This window comes from Pseudomonas sp. m6p (assembly GCF_055760375.1).
Genome location: NZ_CM147084.1, coordinates 646085 through 659249, shown reverse-complemented (window position 1 = coordinate 659249; position 13165 = coordinate 646085). Strand labels below are relative to the sequence as shown.

The following is a 13165-nucleotide window of genomic DNA, read 5'->3' as shown; positions in this document are numbered from 1 at the left end:
GCCGCGACGAACGGCGCGCACCGGTTCAGATATCAACCAGCCGATGATTGAGGCGTTTGGCGGCGTACATCGCCTGGTCGGCATGCCGGAACAGTTGCTGCTCCTCGCTGCCATGTTCGGGATAACGAGCCACGCCAATGCTAGGCTCGATGTGCAGGTTGTGACCGTCCAGCCGCATGGGTTGCACAAGCACCTGGCGGATTTTTTCGGCCACGCTATCGGCGTCTTCAGCGGCGTGGATACTGTGCAGCAGCACCACGAATTCGTCGCCACCAATACGCGCCACGGTATCGGTATCGCGTACGCAGCCCTTGAGCCGACTCGCCACGGTTTGCAACAGCATGTCGCCGACCGCGTGGCCGAAGGTGTCGTTGACCTGTTTGAAGCGATCCAGATCAACGTACAGCAACGCCATGTTTCCCGACGCGTCCCGGGCGCCGGCCAGTGCGGCCTTGAGACGGTCTTTGAGTAATCCGCGATTGGGCAACTGGGTCAATTGATCGTACTGCGCCATGCGCTTGAGCCGCGCGTACAGTTGCTGGCGCTCGATGGCAGTGGCGACCTGGGCGCAGACGTATTGCAGCAGTTCCTTGTCCTGTTCGGTGTAACGTTCGCCGCCGGGCAGGCTTTTGACGATCAACGCACCGATGGTGCCGTTTTTCGAATTCAGCGGCACACCGAGCCAGCACGGTGAATCCTGCCCTGCCACCAGCGCCGCGAAATCGGATGAGGCGTCGGGGTTGTCGGGCGTCAGCAGAATCGGCTGACCGCTGCGGATGACTTGCGCGCACAAACGCCCGGTGACGGTGCCCGGTTGCTCGGGCTGCGATTCGTGGTCATCAACGTGATAGGGGAAATTCAGCTGCGCACAGTGCTCGTCGTACAGCGCCACGGAAAAATTCAGCGCCGGCAGCCATTCGCCGATGATCAAGTGAATGCGTTTGAACAGCGCCAGCAAGTCTTCGGCGACATGCGCCGCTTCAGAAATCGCATACAGCGCAGCCTGACGCGATTCCGCCTGCTTGCGCTCGGTGATGTCGCGGGCCACGGCGATGCGCAGCTGATCGACCTCCGACCAGCGCGCCGACCACAGTATGTTCGCGATGCGTCCGTCCTTGCGCACGTAGCGGTTTTCAAAGTTATGTTTCGGTTCACCGCCCATGATGTCACTGGCCGCTGCCAACGTGCGCTGGCGGTCCGCCGGATGCACCAGCTCGATCATCGGCCGGCCGATCAACTCGTCAGGCGTATAACCGAAAATGCGCTCGCAGGCGGCACTGACAAAAACGAAACGGCCCTGCCTGTCCACCGCACAGACGGCATCCAGCAACAGGTCCATATAACTCGCCAACGGCGCGGAGTTTCGGCTTTCCATGGTTCAGCGTGGGTGTCCGGACAATGCAGCACTGTTCAACCATCCTTGCCCTTGATCAAGCATCCCTGCACACAATTTCAAGCCTTGTTCGGCAGCAATCCCGGTAGTGCGTGCACCAGTGCGTTTATGGCAAAACCGATGAACATCACGCCACATAAACGCGTGATCATCAGCTCGTGGCGCTGATACAGCGTGCGTACGCGGCGGGCGCCAACCACGCCGATCAGAATAGCGTAGGCCAGCAAACCGCCAAGGAAGCTCAGGGCGATCAGCGCCGGCAGCATCGACCAGTTGAGCAGTTCGGCACGACTCGACAGCAACGCGGTAAACGTCGCCACCGCCACCGGGTAGGCCTTGGGATTGGTCAAACCAAACAGGATTCCGTGCCAGAACGGCTGACGCGCAGCGCCCTGCGGCTGATCATCGCTGCGCCGCTGGGCGCGCACTGCGCGCCAGCCAAGCCAGAACAGGTACACGCCGCTGAGTACGCCGAGCACGTCAAAAGCCGTGCTGCCGATTTCCCGGGCGCCGACGATGGCGATCAGCGCGGTACTGCACCAGACCACATCACCAAGCAAATGCCCGCAAAGAAACCCCGCCCCGGCCCGACGGCCATGTGCCGCGCCGATGCCGAACACCGCCAGAACGCCCGGCCCGGGTGTGATGCCGTAAATGAAACCAGAGGCCAGAACGGCCATTAGCAGCGATGGAGTCATGAAAAACCTGCTGTCGCCAGTACAAATGATGGCCAGTCTATATCAGCCTGCGACGCCTGATCATGACTCGTCGTAAAAACGCATCCCCGAGTACGGTTTCAAGCGACAGGCTGCCAGTCGCGAGGCCAAATTGCCGACGTGCGCTTCGAGCTTGTGGCCATCAGGATCAAGGAAGTAGAACGAAGCACCTTCGCTGCGGTTGTCACGCCACTCTCGCACGTTAGCCGCTTTTAGCGTTTGCACGAACAACGAAAAATTCGCCTCAGCCAGGCTGAACGCGTAATGCGTGTAGTCGACGGACGGCTCGCCGCGGCGCTGCGCATCCAGCGCCAGGCACAACCACAGCCCCGGCAGCGACAGATAGGCGCCGGCGTCCCACGTGGCTTCTACACGCAGATTCAGCACGTCACGGTAGAACGCCAGACTGCGCGGCAAGTCGCTGACGGCAAGGGTCAGGTGATTGAGGCCAGTGAGCATCGGGATCAGTAACCTCTGAGGTCTTCGGGGACGGCGTACTGCTGGCCATCGTACGTCAGGGTGACCTGCTTTTTCTTCAACTCGGTGGTTTTCGATACGCACTGATTGCCAGATTGGGTGTTTTTCATTTTGCTGCCACTGGTGGTGACGATCAGATCGGCAAAACCATGGTGAATCGCAGGCCCGGTCTCGACGGTGCGGCGGATTTTTCGGTTATAGCCCTCACACTTGCTGGTGAATTCACCGTGGTTCTTGTACACCACCAGCCCTTCGAGCACCGGACGCAGTTCGTCCCCCTCACGCACATACAGCGCCAGATCGGTTTTTTCGTAGGGGATGGCGTGGGAACTGTGCGCGAATTTCGCCCGCAGCCCAAAAGCCCGGACGTCCGGGGTCAAACGGTAGCGCGCCGTATCGATGCGTACATCCTCCAGACGCACGGCATCGGAGTTGTACGCGCCCGGTTTATGGTAAGTGGCAATGGGTTTGGCGTTGCTCGCATTGAGGAGCGCCAGCTCCAGATCGAACACCCCGGCATCGTCGCCACCGGAGTCGGCGAGGTAGGTGGATTTGACCGAAATCGCCTGACTCGGAAATGCCGGCCAGACGTTGCAACGCGACATGGATTTGCCGTCGAAACTCTTGGTGGTGCAGGCTGCGTGGGCGTGGGGGGTGATGGCCAGGAATGCACAAGCCAGGATGAAGGTGTTTCTGCAGATCATTTTTCTTCCTTGATAAAGTCTTGTGCGCAACCGTTAGACGAATGGCGGGCCGGGGCAAGTATGACGCTGTAGTATGTTGCACTACAAACCACTACACCGAGACCACCATGTCCGTCATGTCTTTGCGGCTTCCCGACGAAATTGCCGATACGCTGGCTAACCTCGCCAAAGCGACCGGGCGCAGCAAGTCCTATCTGGCAGTCGATGCATTGCGCGAGTACCTGGCCCGTGAAGCCTGGCAAATTGAAGAAATTCAAAAAGCGCTGGACGAAGCCGATGCCGGTGATTTCGCTTCTGCCGATGATGTCAGGGCGATCGCCAACAAATGGAATGCCAATGCGCGTTGAGTGGCTGCGTACTGCACTAAGGAATCTCGATGACGAAGCCGCCTACATCGCGATTGAAAATCCGCAGGCGGCCTCTGAGTTTGTTCAAGCCATTCTCGACTCCGTCGATCAGCTTGCTCGCTTTCCCGCCTCCGGACGCGAGGGACGTTTGCCCGGAACCAGAGAATGGGCGCTCCCTGATCGCCCCTATTTGATTCCTTACCGCGTTCGTCAGGGCCGGCTTCAGGTTCTGTGCGTTTTCCATACTCGCAGGCTTCCTCCCCGCACTTGGTAGCACATTCTCAATCGCAGATCCCGGATCGATCTATCCCCTCCTCAATCCGGCGATTCAACCAGTTCAACGCCTGATCCCCACCCCGGCGCTTATGCCACGCCAGCACAAAGGTGAACGGCGCAATCTCGAACGGTGGCGGCAGCACAATCAATTGCTGTTGATCAATGTCGCGCACGCTGCGTGACGACACCGTGAGAATCAAATCCGTGCCGCTGATCACCTGCGGCGCGACGCTCCAGTGCGGCAGGCTGATGGCGACGCGGCGGCGTTCGCGCAATGCCGTCAGGGCCCGTTCGATTTCCGGGGTACCGCTGCCACGCATTTCCAGCAAGACGTGCGGGCGCGACAGATAGGTCGGCAAATCCAGTACGCCGTCGGCCGGCAAGCGGCGGCGATCCAGCAGGCAGACGTAGCGTTCTTCAAACAGCACGCTGCTGCGCAATTCGTTGGGCATTTCCGGGAACACCCCGGCGGCCACGTCGATGTCGCCGTTGAGCACACCGTCGAGCATGCCTTCGCGGCTGGCGTGGCTGATCTGCAGGTCGATGCCCGGTGCCTCGCGGCGCAAGGTGCGGATCAGTCCAGGCAGGATGATGGCCGCGCCGTAGTCGGACATCGCCACGCGAAAGGTCCGCCGCGCAGTGGCCGGATCGAACGTGTTCGGCGCCAGCAGTGATTGCACCTGGGCCAGCGCTTCGGCCAGTGGCGCGACCAGTTCCAGCGCCCGCGCCGTGGGCACCAGCGTCGAACCGGCGCGCACCAGCAGCGGATCGCCCAGCACGTCGCGCAGACGCGCCAGCGCATGGCTGACCGCCGGTTGACTCAGGTGTAGCCGCTCGGCGGCGCGGGTGACGTGTTGCTCGCTGAGCAAGGCATCGAGGATCACCAGCAGGTTGAGATCGATACGGCGCAGATCATTCATCTTGTGCATGCTCTGGATGACAAAACGGAATTTAAATCTGCGCGACGAATACTCTAGAGTCCAGCAAAACCTGTTGGAGTGTGATCATGAGTACGTTGCAGTGGGCCGGCCTGTTGCTGCTGGCCGCGTTTGCCGGGGCGGTGGTGCCGTTTCAAAGTGCGATCAACAGCAATCTGGCGCGGAGCCTCGGCCATCCGCTGTGGGCAACCCTGGCCTCGTTGCTGGTCAGTGTGTTGGTGTTGTTGCCGGTGATTCTGGCGTTGCGCCTGCCGCTGCCGTCGCTGGGTTTTATCAGCAAGGCGCCGTTGTGGATGTGGGCTGGCGGTGCGTTCGGCGTGTGCTTTGTGGCGCTGGCGGTGATGTTGTTACCGAAGCTCGGCGCGTCGGGGTTTGTTGCGCTGGCGTTGGCCGGGCAGGTGATTGCGTCGATGGTGCTGGATCACTTCGGGTTGTTTGGGCTGGTGGAGAAACAGCTGACGGCGTCGCGGGTGTTGGGCGCGTTGCTGCTGATCGGCGGGGTGGTGTTGATTCAGTTTGGTGGGGTGTTTGAGCGGAATGTGGCAGCGGTTGGCTGATCTGAGAGCTCATGGTTTTGTGGTGTTGACGAGTCAGTCTTGGCGAGCAGGCTCGCTCCCACAGTGATCGCATTTCAACTGTGGGAGCGAGCCTGCTCGCGAAGGGGCCAGTGAGCTCTGCTGAACATATCAGGACGGCGCCTCTCAAAACGCGTTACGGAAAATCTCCTCGATCTGCCGCTGATCCGCCGCCCGTGGGTTGGTCAGGCCGCACGCGTCTTTCAGTGCGTTGGTGGCAAGCACCGGGATGTCGCTGAGCTTGGCGCCGAGTTCGCGCAGGCCGCCAGGAATATCGACATCCCTGGCCAAACAGCGGATCGCATTGATCGCCGCCTGAGCGCCCTCCTCCGCGCTGAAACCACGAATGTCCGCGCCCATGGCGTGGGCGACGTCAGTCAGGCGCTCGGCACAGACCAGTGCGTTGAACGTCTGCACATGCGGCAACAACACCGCGTTGCACACGCCGTGAGGCAGATCGTAGAAACCGCCCAACTGGTGCGCCATCGCATGCACGTAGCCGAGCGATGCGTTGTTGAACGCCATCCCGGCGAGGAACTGCGCGTAAGCCATGTTCTCCCGCGCCGCGAGGTCGCTGCCGTCCCGCACGGCCAGGCGCAGGTTGTTGCTGATCAGGGTCATGGCCTTCAGCGCACAGGCATCGGTGATCGGGTTGGCGGCGGTCGAAACGTAAGCTTCGATGGCGTGGGTCAGCGCGTCCATGCCGGTGGCGGCAGTCAGGCTTTTCGGCATGGCGACCATCAGCGCCGGGTCGTTGACTGACAGCAACGGCGTCACGTTGCGATCGACAATGGCCATTTTCACATGACGCGATTCGTCGGTGATGATGCAGAAACGGGTCATCTCGCTGGCGGTGCCGGCGGTGGTGTTGATGGCGATCAGTGGCAACTGCGGCTTGCTCGATTGATCGACGCCTTCGTAGTCGCGGATCTGCCCGCCGTTGGTCGCACACAGGGCGATGCCCTTGGCGCAGTCATGGGGCGAGCCGCCGCCCAGCGACACCACGCAATCGCAACGACTGTCCTTGAGCAACGCCAGCCCGGATTCGACGTTGGCGATGCTCGGGTTCGGTTTGGCGCCATCGAAGATCACCGAGTCGATGTCCTGCATCGCCAGCTTCTCGGCGACCATGGTCGCCACGCCAGCCTTGGCCAGCCCCGCGTCGGTGACGATCAGCGCCTTGCGAAACCCATAGTTGCGGATCGCAACCATGGCCTCGTCGAGGCATCCATTGCCCATGATGTTTACGGCTGGAATGAAAAAGGTGCTGCTCATGCGCGTCTCCTGACTGGGGCCGAATCGACTGCTCCGATCCGGCGGATGTGCACAGGATCGACTGATCGGTCACAGCCGATGTTGATCTGGCTCAACGCCCGCTCGTGATAAAGTCGCCGTCCATCCGCCCTTTGTTTTGAGACTGCCCACGCAATGACCGATTTTCTGGATGTCGACGCCACCCTCGAAGACTGGAGCGCCCTGCGTGCCACCACTGACTTCAACGGTCTGTTGGTGGGCAATGGCGCCAGTCGCGCGGTGTGGGACGACTTCGGCTACGACTCGCTGTTCGAAAACGCGCGCACGGTGGAAGAGAAACCGCTGAGCCCGTCGGAGCTGAGCGTGTTCGATGCGATGCAGACGCGCAGCTTCGAGCAGGTGCTCGGTGCACTGAAAACCACCAGTCGGGTCAACAAGGCGCTGGCCGTCAGCTCGGCGGCACCGCGCAATCGCTATTACGCGATCAAGGAAGCACTGATCAATACCGTGCACGCCGTACACATTCCGTGGCGGCTGGTACAGGCCTCGACCCTGGTCACGCTCAATGAGGAACTGGCGCGCTACCGCACGGTATTCACCACCAACTACGACCTGCTCAACCACTGGGCGATCCAGCACCGCAGCGAGGCCATCGACGACCTGTTCAACGGCCCCGACGCCAGTTTCGATCTGAGCGCAAGCGCCAGCACCAAACCGCGTCTGCTGTACCTGCACGGCGGTCTGCATCTGGTGCGCAACCAGGACGGCACCGCGCGCAAACTGACCTCGACCGAGGGCACCCTGCTCGGCAGTTTCGCGATCAACAATACGATCAAGACGCTGGACGACGTGCCGCTGTTCGTCACCGAAGGGCCGAGCGCGGACAAGCTCAAGACCATCCGCAGTTCGGATTATCTGTCGTTCTGTTATGAACAGTTATTGGGGCACGCGGATAACCTGTGCATCTTCGGTCATGCCTTGGGCGAGCAGGATGCGCACATCGTGCGGGCGCTGCGCCTGGCGAAACCGGCAAGCGTGGCGATCTCGATCTATCCGCGCAGTGCGGCGTTCATTCAGCATCAGAAGCGCCATTACGTGAAGGTGTTCGAGGGCACCGGGATCGAGTTGCGGTTTTTTGATGCGAAGACGCATGCGTTGGGCAATGCGAAGCTTTCGGTGCCGGTCGAGGTTTAAAGCAAGATCAAAAGATCGCAGCCTGCGGCAGCTCCTACACAGATCGGCGTAGGAGCTGCCGCAGGCTGCGATCTTTTGATTTTAAGGTTCATTCTTCGCTGCTGTGCACCACCACCAGCAACTGCGCCTGCACCTCGCCCACCGATCTGATCCGGTGCGGCTTCTGCGCATTGAAGTGCAGCGCATCGCCACGCTCCAGCAGCACCCGTTCGTTCATGAAATCCACTTCCACCTGCCCTTCGTGGACGAACAGAAACTCCTCGCCCAAGTGCTCCTTGAAGGTCTTGTCGGTGAATTCGCGCGGCGGGTAGATGATGAATGGCAGCAGGTTGCGCTCGCTGACCTGATGCGCCAGCACCGCATATCCCGGACTCTGATCGTTGGCTGCCAGTGACTGGCGTTCGTGGCTGCGTACCAGGCTATAGCTGTCGAGGCTGACGTTGTCTTCGGAGAACAATTCCTCGACCTTCACGTTCAGTGCCTTCGCCAGTTTCAGCGCGGCCGCAATCGACGGGGTGTTCAGCCCGCGCTCGACCTTCGACAGATAACTCTTGGTCATGCCGGATTTTTCCGCCAGCGCCTCAAGTGTCACGCCAAGTTTTTTTCTCAACAATTTCAAACGGATAGACATGCGTAGCAGTTATTCCATCAAGGAAACGACGATTGATGCTTGCTTATGACACTTTGTGTCATATAGGCTCTTTAGTGTCATTTGCAATCACCCAAAGGACACAGACATGGCCAAGACATTAGCACTACCTAAAGAACAACTGGTCAAGCAAGCGCTGACCCAAATGCAAAAAAGCCTGGCGGATAATACGTGGACTGACCGGCAAAAGCTGGCGCTGACCTGCCGGATCCTGTTCGAGAACGGTCACGACTCCGGTCTGGCCGGACAGATCACCGCTCGCGGCCCGCAACCGGGGACCTATTACACTCAACAACTGGGCCTGGGTTTCGATGAAATCACCGCGAGCAATCTGCTGCTGGTCAACGAAGACCTGGAAGTGCTCGAAGGCCACGGCATGGCCAACCCGGCCAATCGTTTCCACAGCTGGGTCTACCGCGCCCGGCCGGACGTGAACTGCATCATCCACACCCACCCGACCCACATTGCTGCATTGTCGATGCTGGAAGTGCCGCTGCAGATTTCCCACATGGACCTGTGCCCGCTGTACGACGACTGCGCATTTCTCGAAGGCTGGCCAGGCGTGCCAGTGGGCAACGAAGAAGGCGAACTGATCGCCGGTGCACTGGGCGACAAGCGCGCGATTCTACTGTCGCACCACGGCCAACTGTCGACCGGCAGCACGATCGAAGAAGCCTGTGTCATCGCCCAACTGATCGAGCGCGCCGCCAAACTGCAGCTGCTGGCGATGGCCGCCGGCACGATCAAACCGATCATTCCGGCGCTGGGGCGCGAGGCCCATGACTGGGTGTCGAAACCCAAACGCCACGCCGCTGCTTTCAACTACTACGCCCGGCAGAACCTGCGCCAACACGCCGATTGCCTGAACTGATTTCAGCTTTTCCCGGAGACTCATCATGTCCAATATTCACGGCATCATCGGTTACACCATCACCCCGTTCAGCGCCAACGGCGAAGGCCTCGATCTGCCGGCCCTCGGCCAATCCATCGATCGCCTGATCGACAGCGGCGTTCACGCCATCGCCCCGCTGGGCAGCACCGGCGAAGGCGCCTATCTGAGCGACGCCGAATGGGATCAAGTCGCCGAGTTCAGCATCCAGCACGTCGCCAAACGGGTGCCGACCATCGTCAGCGTGTCCGATCTGACCACCGCCAAAGCCGTACGCCGCGCGCGCTTCGCCGAAGCGCATGGCGCCGACGTGGTGATGGTGCTGCCGGCCTCGTACTGGAAGCTCACAGAAGCGGAAATCCTCGCCCATTACCGCGCCATCGGCGACAGCATCGGCGTGCCGATCATGCTCTACAACAACCCGGCCACCAGCGGCACCGACATGTCGGTCGAGCTGATCCTGCGCATCGTCAATGCGGTGGAAAACGTGACCATGGTCAAGGAGAGCACTGGCGACATTCAGCGTATGCACAAGCTGCAATTGTTCGGTGAAGGTCAGGTGCCGTTCTACAACGGTTGCAATCCGCTGGCGCTGGAGGCGTTTGCCGCCGGGGCCAAAGGCTGGTGCACCGCCGCGCCAAACCTGATCCCACAGCTGAATCTGGATCTGTATGCGGCTGCGCTGGCCGGTGATCTGGAACGCGCACGCGAGCTGTTCTATCGCCAGTTGCCGCTGCTGGATTTCATCCTCAAGGGCGGTTTGCCAGCGACGATCAAGGCCGGACTGCGGGAGACGGGGCTGGAGGTTGGTGATCCGCGCTTGCCGGTGTTTCCGTTGAGCGAGGCGGGACAAACGCAGCTGCAAACCATCCTGAAAACCCTGCGCTGATCTCAGGCAAAACAAAAATCCTTGTAGGAGCTGTCGAGTGAAACGAGGCTGCGATCTTGTGATCCTGCTCTTTACCATCAAGATCAAAAGATCGCAGCGTACCGCAGCTCCTACAGAGGGATGTTCCAGGTTCAGAGCACCGGCAGGGTCTTGTCCTTGATCACTTTGCTCGGCCCGTTGGCCTTGACGCTGGCGATGCCTTTGGCGCACGCGGTGTCGTTGGAGTAGGACTCGCTGCTGCCGATGATCTGGTGGTTGGCGGCTTTGAGGTTGAAGTAAGGATGACCATCCTTGGTGGTCTTTTTCTCGTAGCGTTCATCCAGCGGGCTGTTGGTCTGCACCGAAGCAATACCGCTGTCGGCTGCCGCACGAGTGGTGTAGAGCTCGCTGGTGAGAATGGTTTCGGCGTTGGCGGCTTTCAGCACAAACCTGAACTGGCCGTTGCTGCTTTTGCTCACTTCGTACCATCCGGACATGCTCGATTCTCCTTGGCGGTTGAAAGGTTTTGCGCCAATGAGTAAAGACCAGCCCAAGATTTCTGTCGCCTGTAATGGCCTCTTCGCGAGCAAGCTCGCTCCCACAGTAGATCTCCAGTGATCACAAAAATAGGTGAGCACTCGGCAATCAATGTGGGAGCGAGCCTGCTCGCGAAGGCGTCACCCCGGTGTTGGCTATTTCACCACTGCTCGCACTACCGACAACTGCGGCTCCGTCACCCGCCGCTGACTCAGATAGCGCGTACAACTCACCCGCAGGAACGAAGCAAAATTCACCACCTCGCCGCGATAATCCATCACCTCCTCATACAGCTTGGCGATCAACTGGTTGGTGGTCATGCCATCGACTTCGGCGATTTCGCTGAGGATGTCCCAGAACTGGTTTTCCAGGCGCAGCGTCGTCACCACGCCGCAGATACGCAGTGAGCGCGAGCGGGATTCGTAGAGAATCGGGTCGGCCTTGACGTAGAGCTCGCACATCGGCGAATCCTCGTTACAGGGTGATTTGGGTGCCGAGCAGGCCGAGGAAACCGGCCAGCCAGTTCGGATGCGCCGGCCAGGCCGGTGCCGTGGCCAGATTGCCTTGAACGTGGCCGTCGGTCACCGGGATATCGATGAACGTGCCACCGGCCAGCCGTACTTCCGGGGCGCAGGCCGGATAGGCGCTGCATTCGCGCCCTTCGAGAACGCCCGCTACCGCCAACAGCTGCGCGCCGTGGCAGACCGCGGCAATCGGCTTTCCAGCCTTGTCGAAGGCGCGCACCAGCTCCAGGACTTTTTCGTTCAGGCGCAGGTATTCCGGCGCTCGTCCGCCGGGGATCAGCAACGCGTCGTAATCGGCCTCGGCGACCTTGGCGAAGTCGAAGTTGAGGGCGAACAGGTGCCCGGGTTTCTCGCTGTAGGTCTGGTCGCCTTCGAAGTCATGGATCGCGGTGCGTACGGTCTTGCCGGCGGCCTTGTCCGGGCACACGGCGTGCACGGTGTGGCCGACCATCTGCAGGGCCTGGAACGGCACCATCACTTCGTAGTCTTCGACGTAATCGCCGACCAGCATCAGGATTTTTTTCGCGGCCATGGGGAGGACTCCTCTGGAAATGGGCTTGCAGGAGTCTTCAAGGTAGACCTTATCCGTTTGGGCGGGTAACAACCGGCTACTACGACCTGTCCCCTGTAGGAGCTGCCGAAGGCTGCGATCTTTTGATCTTGCTGTTAAAAGCGAGGATCAAAAGATCGCAGCCTTCGGCAGCTCCTACAGGGGTTACCGCGAACTGTATGGATAACTCTGTGCCTAGCTGTAACAGCCCGGACTCCACGGTTTATGGCTAGATGAAGTCACTTCCCTGTCACCTTCAATTCTGGTCACTCACATGTCCTCACGCGAAAACACCGGCATGGCCCTCGGCCTGCTCGGGGTTGTGATTTTCAGCCTGACCCTGCCCTTCACCCGGATCGTGGTGCAGGAACTGCATCCGCTGCTCAATGGCTTGGGCCGTGCGCTGTTCGCGGCGATTCCGGCGGCGGCGCTGTTGCTGTGGCGACGCGAGAAGTGGCCGAGCTGGCAGCAGATCAAAGGCCTGAGCCTGGTGATCGCCGGGGTGATTCTCGGCTTCCCGGTGCTGTGGGCGTGGGCCATGCAAACCTTGCCGGCGTCTCACGGCGCGCTGGTCAACGGTTTGCAACCGCTGTGTGTGGCGCTATATGCGGCGTGGCTGTCCCATGAACGCCCGTCGAAAGCCTTCTGGGCCTGCGCCGCACTGGGCAGTGCGCTGGTGCTCGGTTACGCGTTGTACACCGGGGCCGGCAGCATTCAGGCCGGCGACTTGCTGATGCTCGGCGCGATTGCCGTGGGTGGTCTGGGCTATGCCGAGGGTGGCCGGTTGGCCAAGGAAATGGGCGGCTGGCAGGTGATCTGCTGGGCGCTGGTGCTGTCGACGCCGCTGCTGATCGGCCCGGTGTTGTACCTGGCGCTGCAGCATCATGGCGCGGTGTCAGCCAAGACCTGGTGGGCGTTCGGCTACGTGGCGCTGTTCTCGCAGTTTCTCGGCTTTTTCGCCTGGTACGCCGGGCTGGCGATGGGCGGGATTGCGCGAGTCAGTCAGATCCAGTTGTTGCAGATCTTCTTCACCATCGCGTTTTCGGCGCTGTTCTTTGGGGAACATGTGGAACCGATTACCTGGGTGTTTGCCTGCGGGGTCATCGCGACGGTGATGCTCGGGCGCAAGACCGCTGTGCGTCCTGCCCAACCGGCCACTGCATGACCACCGCCCCTCGAATGACGAGCGCATGCCCCTGTAGGAGCTGCGGCACGCTGCGATCTTTTGACGTTGCCTTTAAAGATCAAAAGATCGCAGCGTGCCGCAGCTCCTA

At 60.6% G+C, this 13165-nt stretch carries 17 protein-coding genes; 7 read left to right on the top strand and 10 right to left on the bottom strand.

The features are described 5' to 3' along the window. Positions 1–25 precede the first annotated feature (25 nt). The 4 genes from ACYZUM_RS03075 to ACYZUM_RS03060 all read right to left on the bottom strand — a co-directional run bounded on the left by ACYZUM_RS03075 (position 26) and on the right by ACYZUM_RS03060 (position 3290). Positions 26–1375 (bottom strand): sensor domain-containing protein, encoded by a 1350-nt coding sequence (locus ACYZUM_RS03075; protein WP_108181930.1) that lies wholly within the window; start codon positions 1373–1375, stop codon positions 26–28. Between the two features lie 77 nt (positions 1376–1452). After that, positions 1453–2091 (bottom strand): LysE family translocator, encoded by a 639-nt coding sequence (locus ACYZUM_RS03070; RefSeq protein WP_064586399.1) that lies wholly within the window; start codon positions 2089–2091, stop codon positions 1453–1455. A gap of 60 nt (positions 2092–2151) precedes the next feature. Then, positions 2152–2568 (bottom strand): fosfomycin resistance glutathione transferase, encoded by a 417-nt coding sequence (gene fos, locus ACYZUM_RS03065; protein WP_041070434.1) that lies wholly within the window; start codon positions 2566–2568, stop codon positions 2152–2154. A gap of 5 nt (positions 2569–2573) precedes the next feature. Then, entirely contained in the window at positions 2574–3290 is a 717-nt protein-coding gene (locus tag ACYZUM_RS03060; protein WP_473061234.1) for a PA3715 family protein, read from the bottom strand. Between the two features lie 107 nt (positions 3291–3397). On the opposite strand from ACYZUM_RS03060, the gene relB reads away from it, so the two are divergent. Continuing rightward, positions 3398–3637, top strand: coding sequence for a type II toxin-antitoxin system RelB family antitoxin (relB, locus tag ACYZUM_RS03055; protein ID WP_041070438.1), 240 nt, complete (start codon positions 3398–3400; stop codon positions 3635–3637). Then, positions 3627–3911, top strand: coding sequence for a type II toxin-antitoxin system RelE/ParE family toxin (locus ACYZUM_RS03050; RefSeq protein WP_108181928.1), 285 nt, complete (start codon positions 3627–3629; stop codon positions 3909–3911). Before relB ends, ACYZUM_RS03050 begins: the two co-directional genes overlap by 11 nt. Positions 3912–3918: 7 nt before the next feature. Here the strand turns inward: ACYZUM_RS03050 and ACYZUM_RS03045 are convergent, their stop codons facing one another. Then, positions 3919–4842: a LysR family transcriptional regulator gene (locus tag ACYZUM_RS03045; protein ID WP_262948924.1), complete on the bottom strand. Its 924-nt coding sequence runs from the start codon at positions 4840–4842 to the stop codon at positions 3919–3921. Between the two features lie 77 nt (positions 4843–4919). Between ACYZUM_RS03045 and ACYZUM_RS03040 the strand changes: the two genes are divergently transcribed. Then, on the top strand, positions 4920–5408 hold the full coding sequence (locus ACYZUM_RS03040) for a DMT family transporter (RefSeq protein WP_041070444.1): 489 nt from the start codon (positions 4920–4922) through the stop codon (positions 5406–5408). Positions 5409–5552: 144 nt separating this feature from the next. On the opposite strand, the gene yiaY is transcribed toward ACYZUM_RS03040, so the two are convergent. Further along, positions 5553–6701, bottom strand: coding sequence for an L-threonine dehydrogenase (yiaY, locus tag ACYZUM_RS03035; protein WP_108181926.1), 1149 nt, complete (start codon positions 6699–6701; stop codon positions 5553–5555). Positions 6702–6854: 153 nt separating this feature from the next. Here yiaY and ACYZUM_RS03030 point away from each other — a divergent pair, with 153 nt between their 5' ends. Beyond that, entirely contained in the window at positions 6855–7874 is a 1020-nt protein-coding gene (locus ACYZUM_RS03030; protein WP_108181925.1) for a DUF4917 family protein, read from the top strand. An 88-nt stretch (positions 7875–7962) separates the two neighbouring features. Here the strand turns inward: ACYZUM_RS03030 and ACYZUM_RS03025 are convergent, their stop codons facing one another. Continuing rightward, positions 7963–8505 carry a helix-turn-helix domain-containing protein gene (locus ACYZUM_RS03025; protein ID WP_027614428.1) on the bottom strand — a complete coding sequence of 181 codons (543 nt, stop codon included), beginning with the start codon at positions 8503–8505 and terminating at the stop codon, positions 7963–7965. Positions 8506–8611: 106 nt separating this feature from the next. Between ACYZUM_RS03025 and ACYZUM_RS03020 the strand changes: the two genes are divergently transcribed. Then, positions 8612–9394, top strand: coding sequence for an aldolase (locus tag ACYZUM_RS03020; RefSeq protein ID WP_041070452.1), 783 nt, complete (start codon positions 8612–8614; stop codon positions 9392–9394). A 22-nt stretch (positions 9395–9416) separates the two neighbouring features. Continuing rightward, complete coding sequence (locus ACYZUM_RS03015) at positions 9417–10301, top strand: dihydrodipicolinate synthase family protein (RefSeq protein WP_262948962.1); 885 nt, start codon at positions 9417–9419, stop codon at positions 10299–10301. A gap of 131 nt (positions 10302–10432) precedes the next feature. Here ACYZUM_RS03015 and ACYZUM_RS03010 read toward each other — a convergent pair whose 3' ends face one another. From ACYZUM_RS03010 to ACYZUM_RS03000, 3 genes are all read right to left on the bottom strand, one after another. Then, entirely contained in the window at positions 10433–10777 is a 345-nt protein-coding gene (locus tag ACYZUM_RS03010) for a YegP family protein (protein ID WP_108181923.1), read from the bottom strand. 195 nt (positions 10778–10972) lie between these two features. Beyond that, a complete protein-coding gene (locus ACYZUM_RS03005; RefSeq protein WP_003222468.1) occupies positions 10973–11278 on the bottom strand; it encodes a ribbon-helix-helix domain-containing protein in 306 nt (101 codons plus the stop codon). Between the two features lie 13 nt (positions 11279–11291). Next, positions 11292–11873, bottom strand: coding sequence for a DJ-1/PfpI family protein (locus tag ACYZUM_RS03000; RefSeq protein WP_108181922.1), 582 nt, complete (start codon positions 11871–11873; stop codon positions 11292–11294). 292 nt (positions 11874–12165) lie between these two features. On the opposite strand from ACYZUM_RS03000, the gene ACYZUM_RS02995 reads away from it, so the two are divergent. Next, on the top strand, positions 12166–13056 hold the full coding sequence (locus ACYZUM_RS02995; protein ID WP_108181921.1) for a DMT family transporter: 891 nt from the start codon (positions 12166–12168) through the stop codon (positions 13054–13056). Positions 13057–13165: the final 109 nt, after the last annotated feature.

Excerpts from the sequence above, each read along its gene's own strand:
- ACYZUM_RS03075 (WP_108181930.1), bottom strand. The coding sequence starts at position 1,375 with ATGGAAAGCCGAAACTCCGCGCCGTTGGCGAGTTATATGGACCTGTTG.
- ACYZUM_RS03070 (WP_064586399.1), bottom strand. The coding sequence starts at position 2,091 with ATGACTCCATCGCTGCTAATGGCCGTTCTGGCCTCTGGTTTCATTTAC.
- fos (WP_041070434.1), bottom strand. The coding sequence starts at position 2,568 with ATGCTCACTGGCCTCAATCACCTGACCCTTGCCGTCAGCGACTTGCCG.
- ACYZUM_RS03060 (WP_473061234.1), bottom strand. The coding sequence starts at position 3,290 with ATGATCTGCAGAAACACCTTCATCCTGGCTTGTGCATTCCTGGCCATC.
- relB (WP_041070438.1), top strand. The coding sequence starts at position 3,398 with ATGTCCGTCATGTCTTTGCGGCTTCCCGACGAAATTGCCGATACGCTG.
- ACYZUM_RS03050 (WP_108181928.1), top strand. The coding sequence starts at position 3,627 with ATGCGCGTTGAGTGGCTGCGTACTGCACTAAGGAATCTCGATGACGAA.
- ACYZUM_RS03045 (WP_262948924.1), bottom strand. The coding sequence starts at position 4,842 with ATGCACAAGATGAATGATCTGCGCCGTATCGATCTCAACCTGCTGGTG.
- ACYZUM_RS03040 (WP_041070444.1), top strand. The coding sequence starts at position 4,920 with ATGAGTACGTTGCAGTGGGCCGGCCTGTTGCTGCTGGCCGCGTTTGCC.
- yiaY (WP_108181926.1), bottom strand. The coding sequence starts at position 6,701 with ATGAGCAGCACCTTTTTCATTCCAGCCGTAAACATCATGGGCAATGGA.
- ACYZUM_RS03030 (WP_108181925.1), top strand. The coding sequence starts at position 6,855 with ATGACCGATTTTCTGGATGTCGACGCCACCCTCGAAGACTGGAGCGCC.
- ACYZUM_RS03025 (WP_027614428.1), bottom strand. The coding sequence starts at position 8,505 with ATGTCTATCCGTTTGAAATTGTTGAGAAAAAAACTTGGCGTGACACTT.
- ACYZUM_RS03020 (WP_041070452.1), top strand. The coding sequence starts at position 8,612 with ATGGCCAAGACATTAGCACTACCTAAAGAACAACTGGTCAAGCAAGCG.
- ACYZUM_RS03010 (WP_108181923.1), bottom strand. The coding sequence starts at position 10,777 with ATGTCCGGATGGTACGAAGTGAGCAAAAGCAGCAACGGCCAGTTCAGG.
- ACYZUM_RS03005 (WP_003222468.1), bottom strand. The coding sequence starts at position 11,278 with ATGTGCGAGCTCTACGTCAAGGCCGACCCGATTCTCTACGAATCCCGC.
- ACYZUM_RS03000 (WP_108181922.1), bottom strand. The coding sequence starts at position 11,873 with ATGGCCGCGAAAAAAATCCTGATGCTGGTCGGCGATTACGTCGAAGAC.
- ACYZUM_RS02995 (WP_108181921.1), top strand. The coding sequence starts at position 12,166 with ATGTCCTCACGCGAAAACACCGGCATGGCCCTCGGCCTGCTCGGGGTT.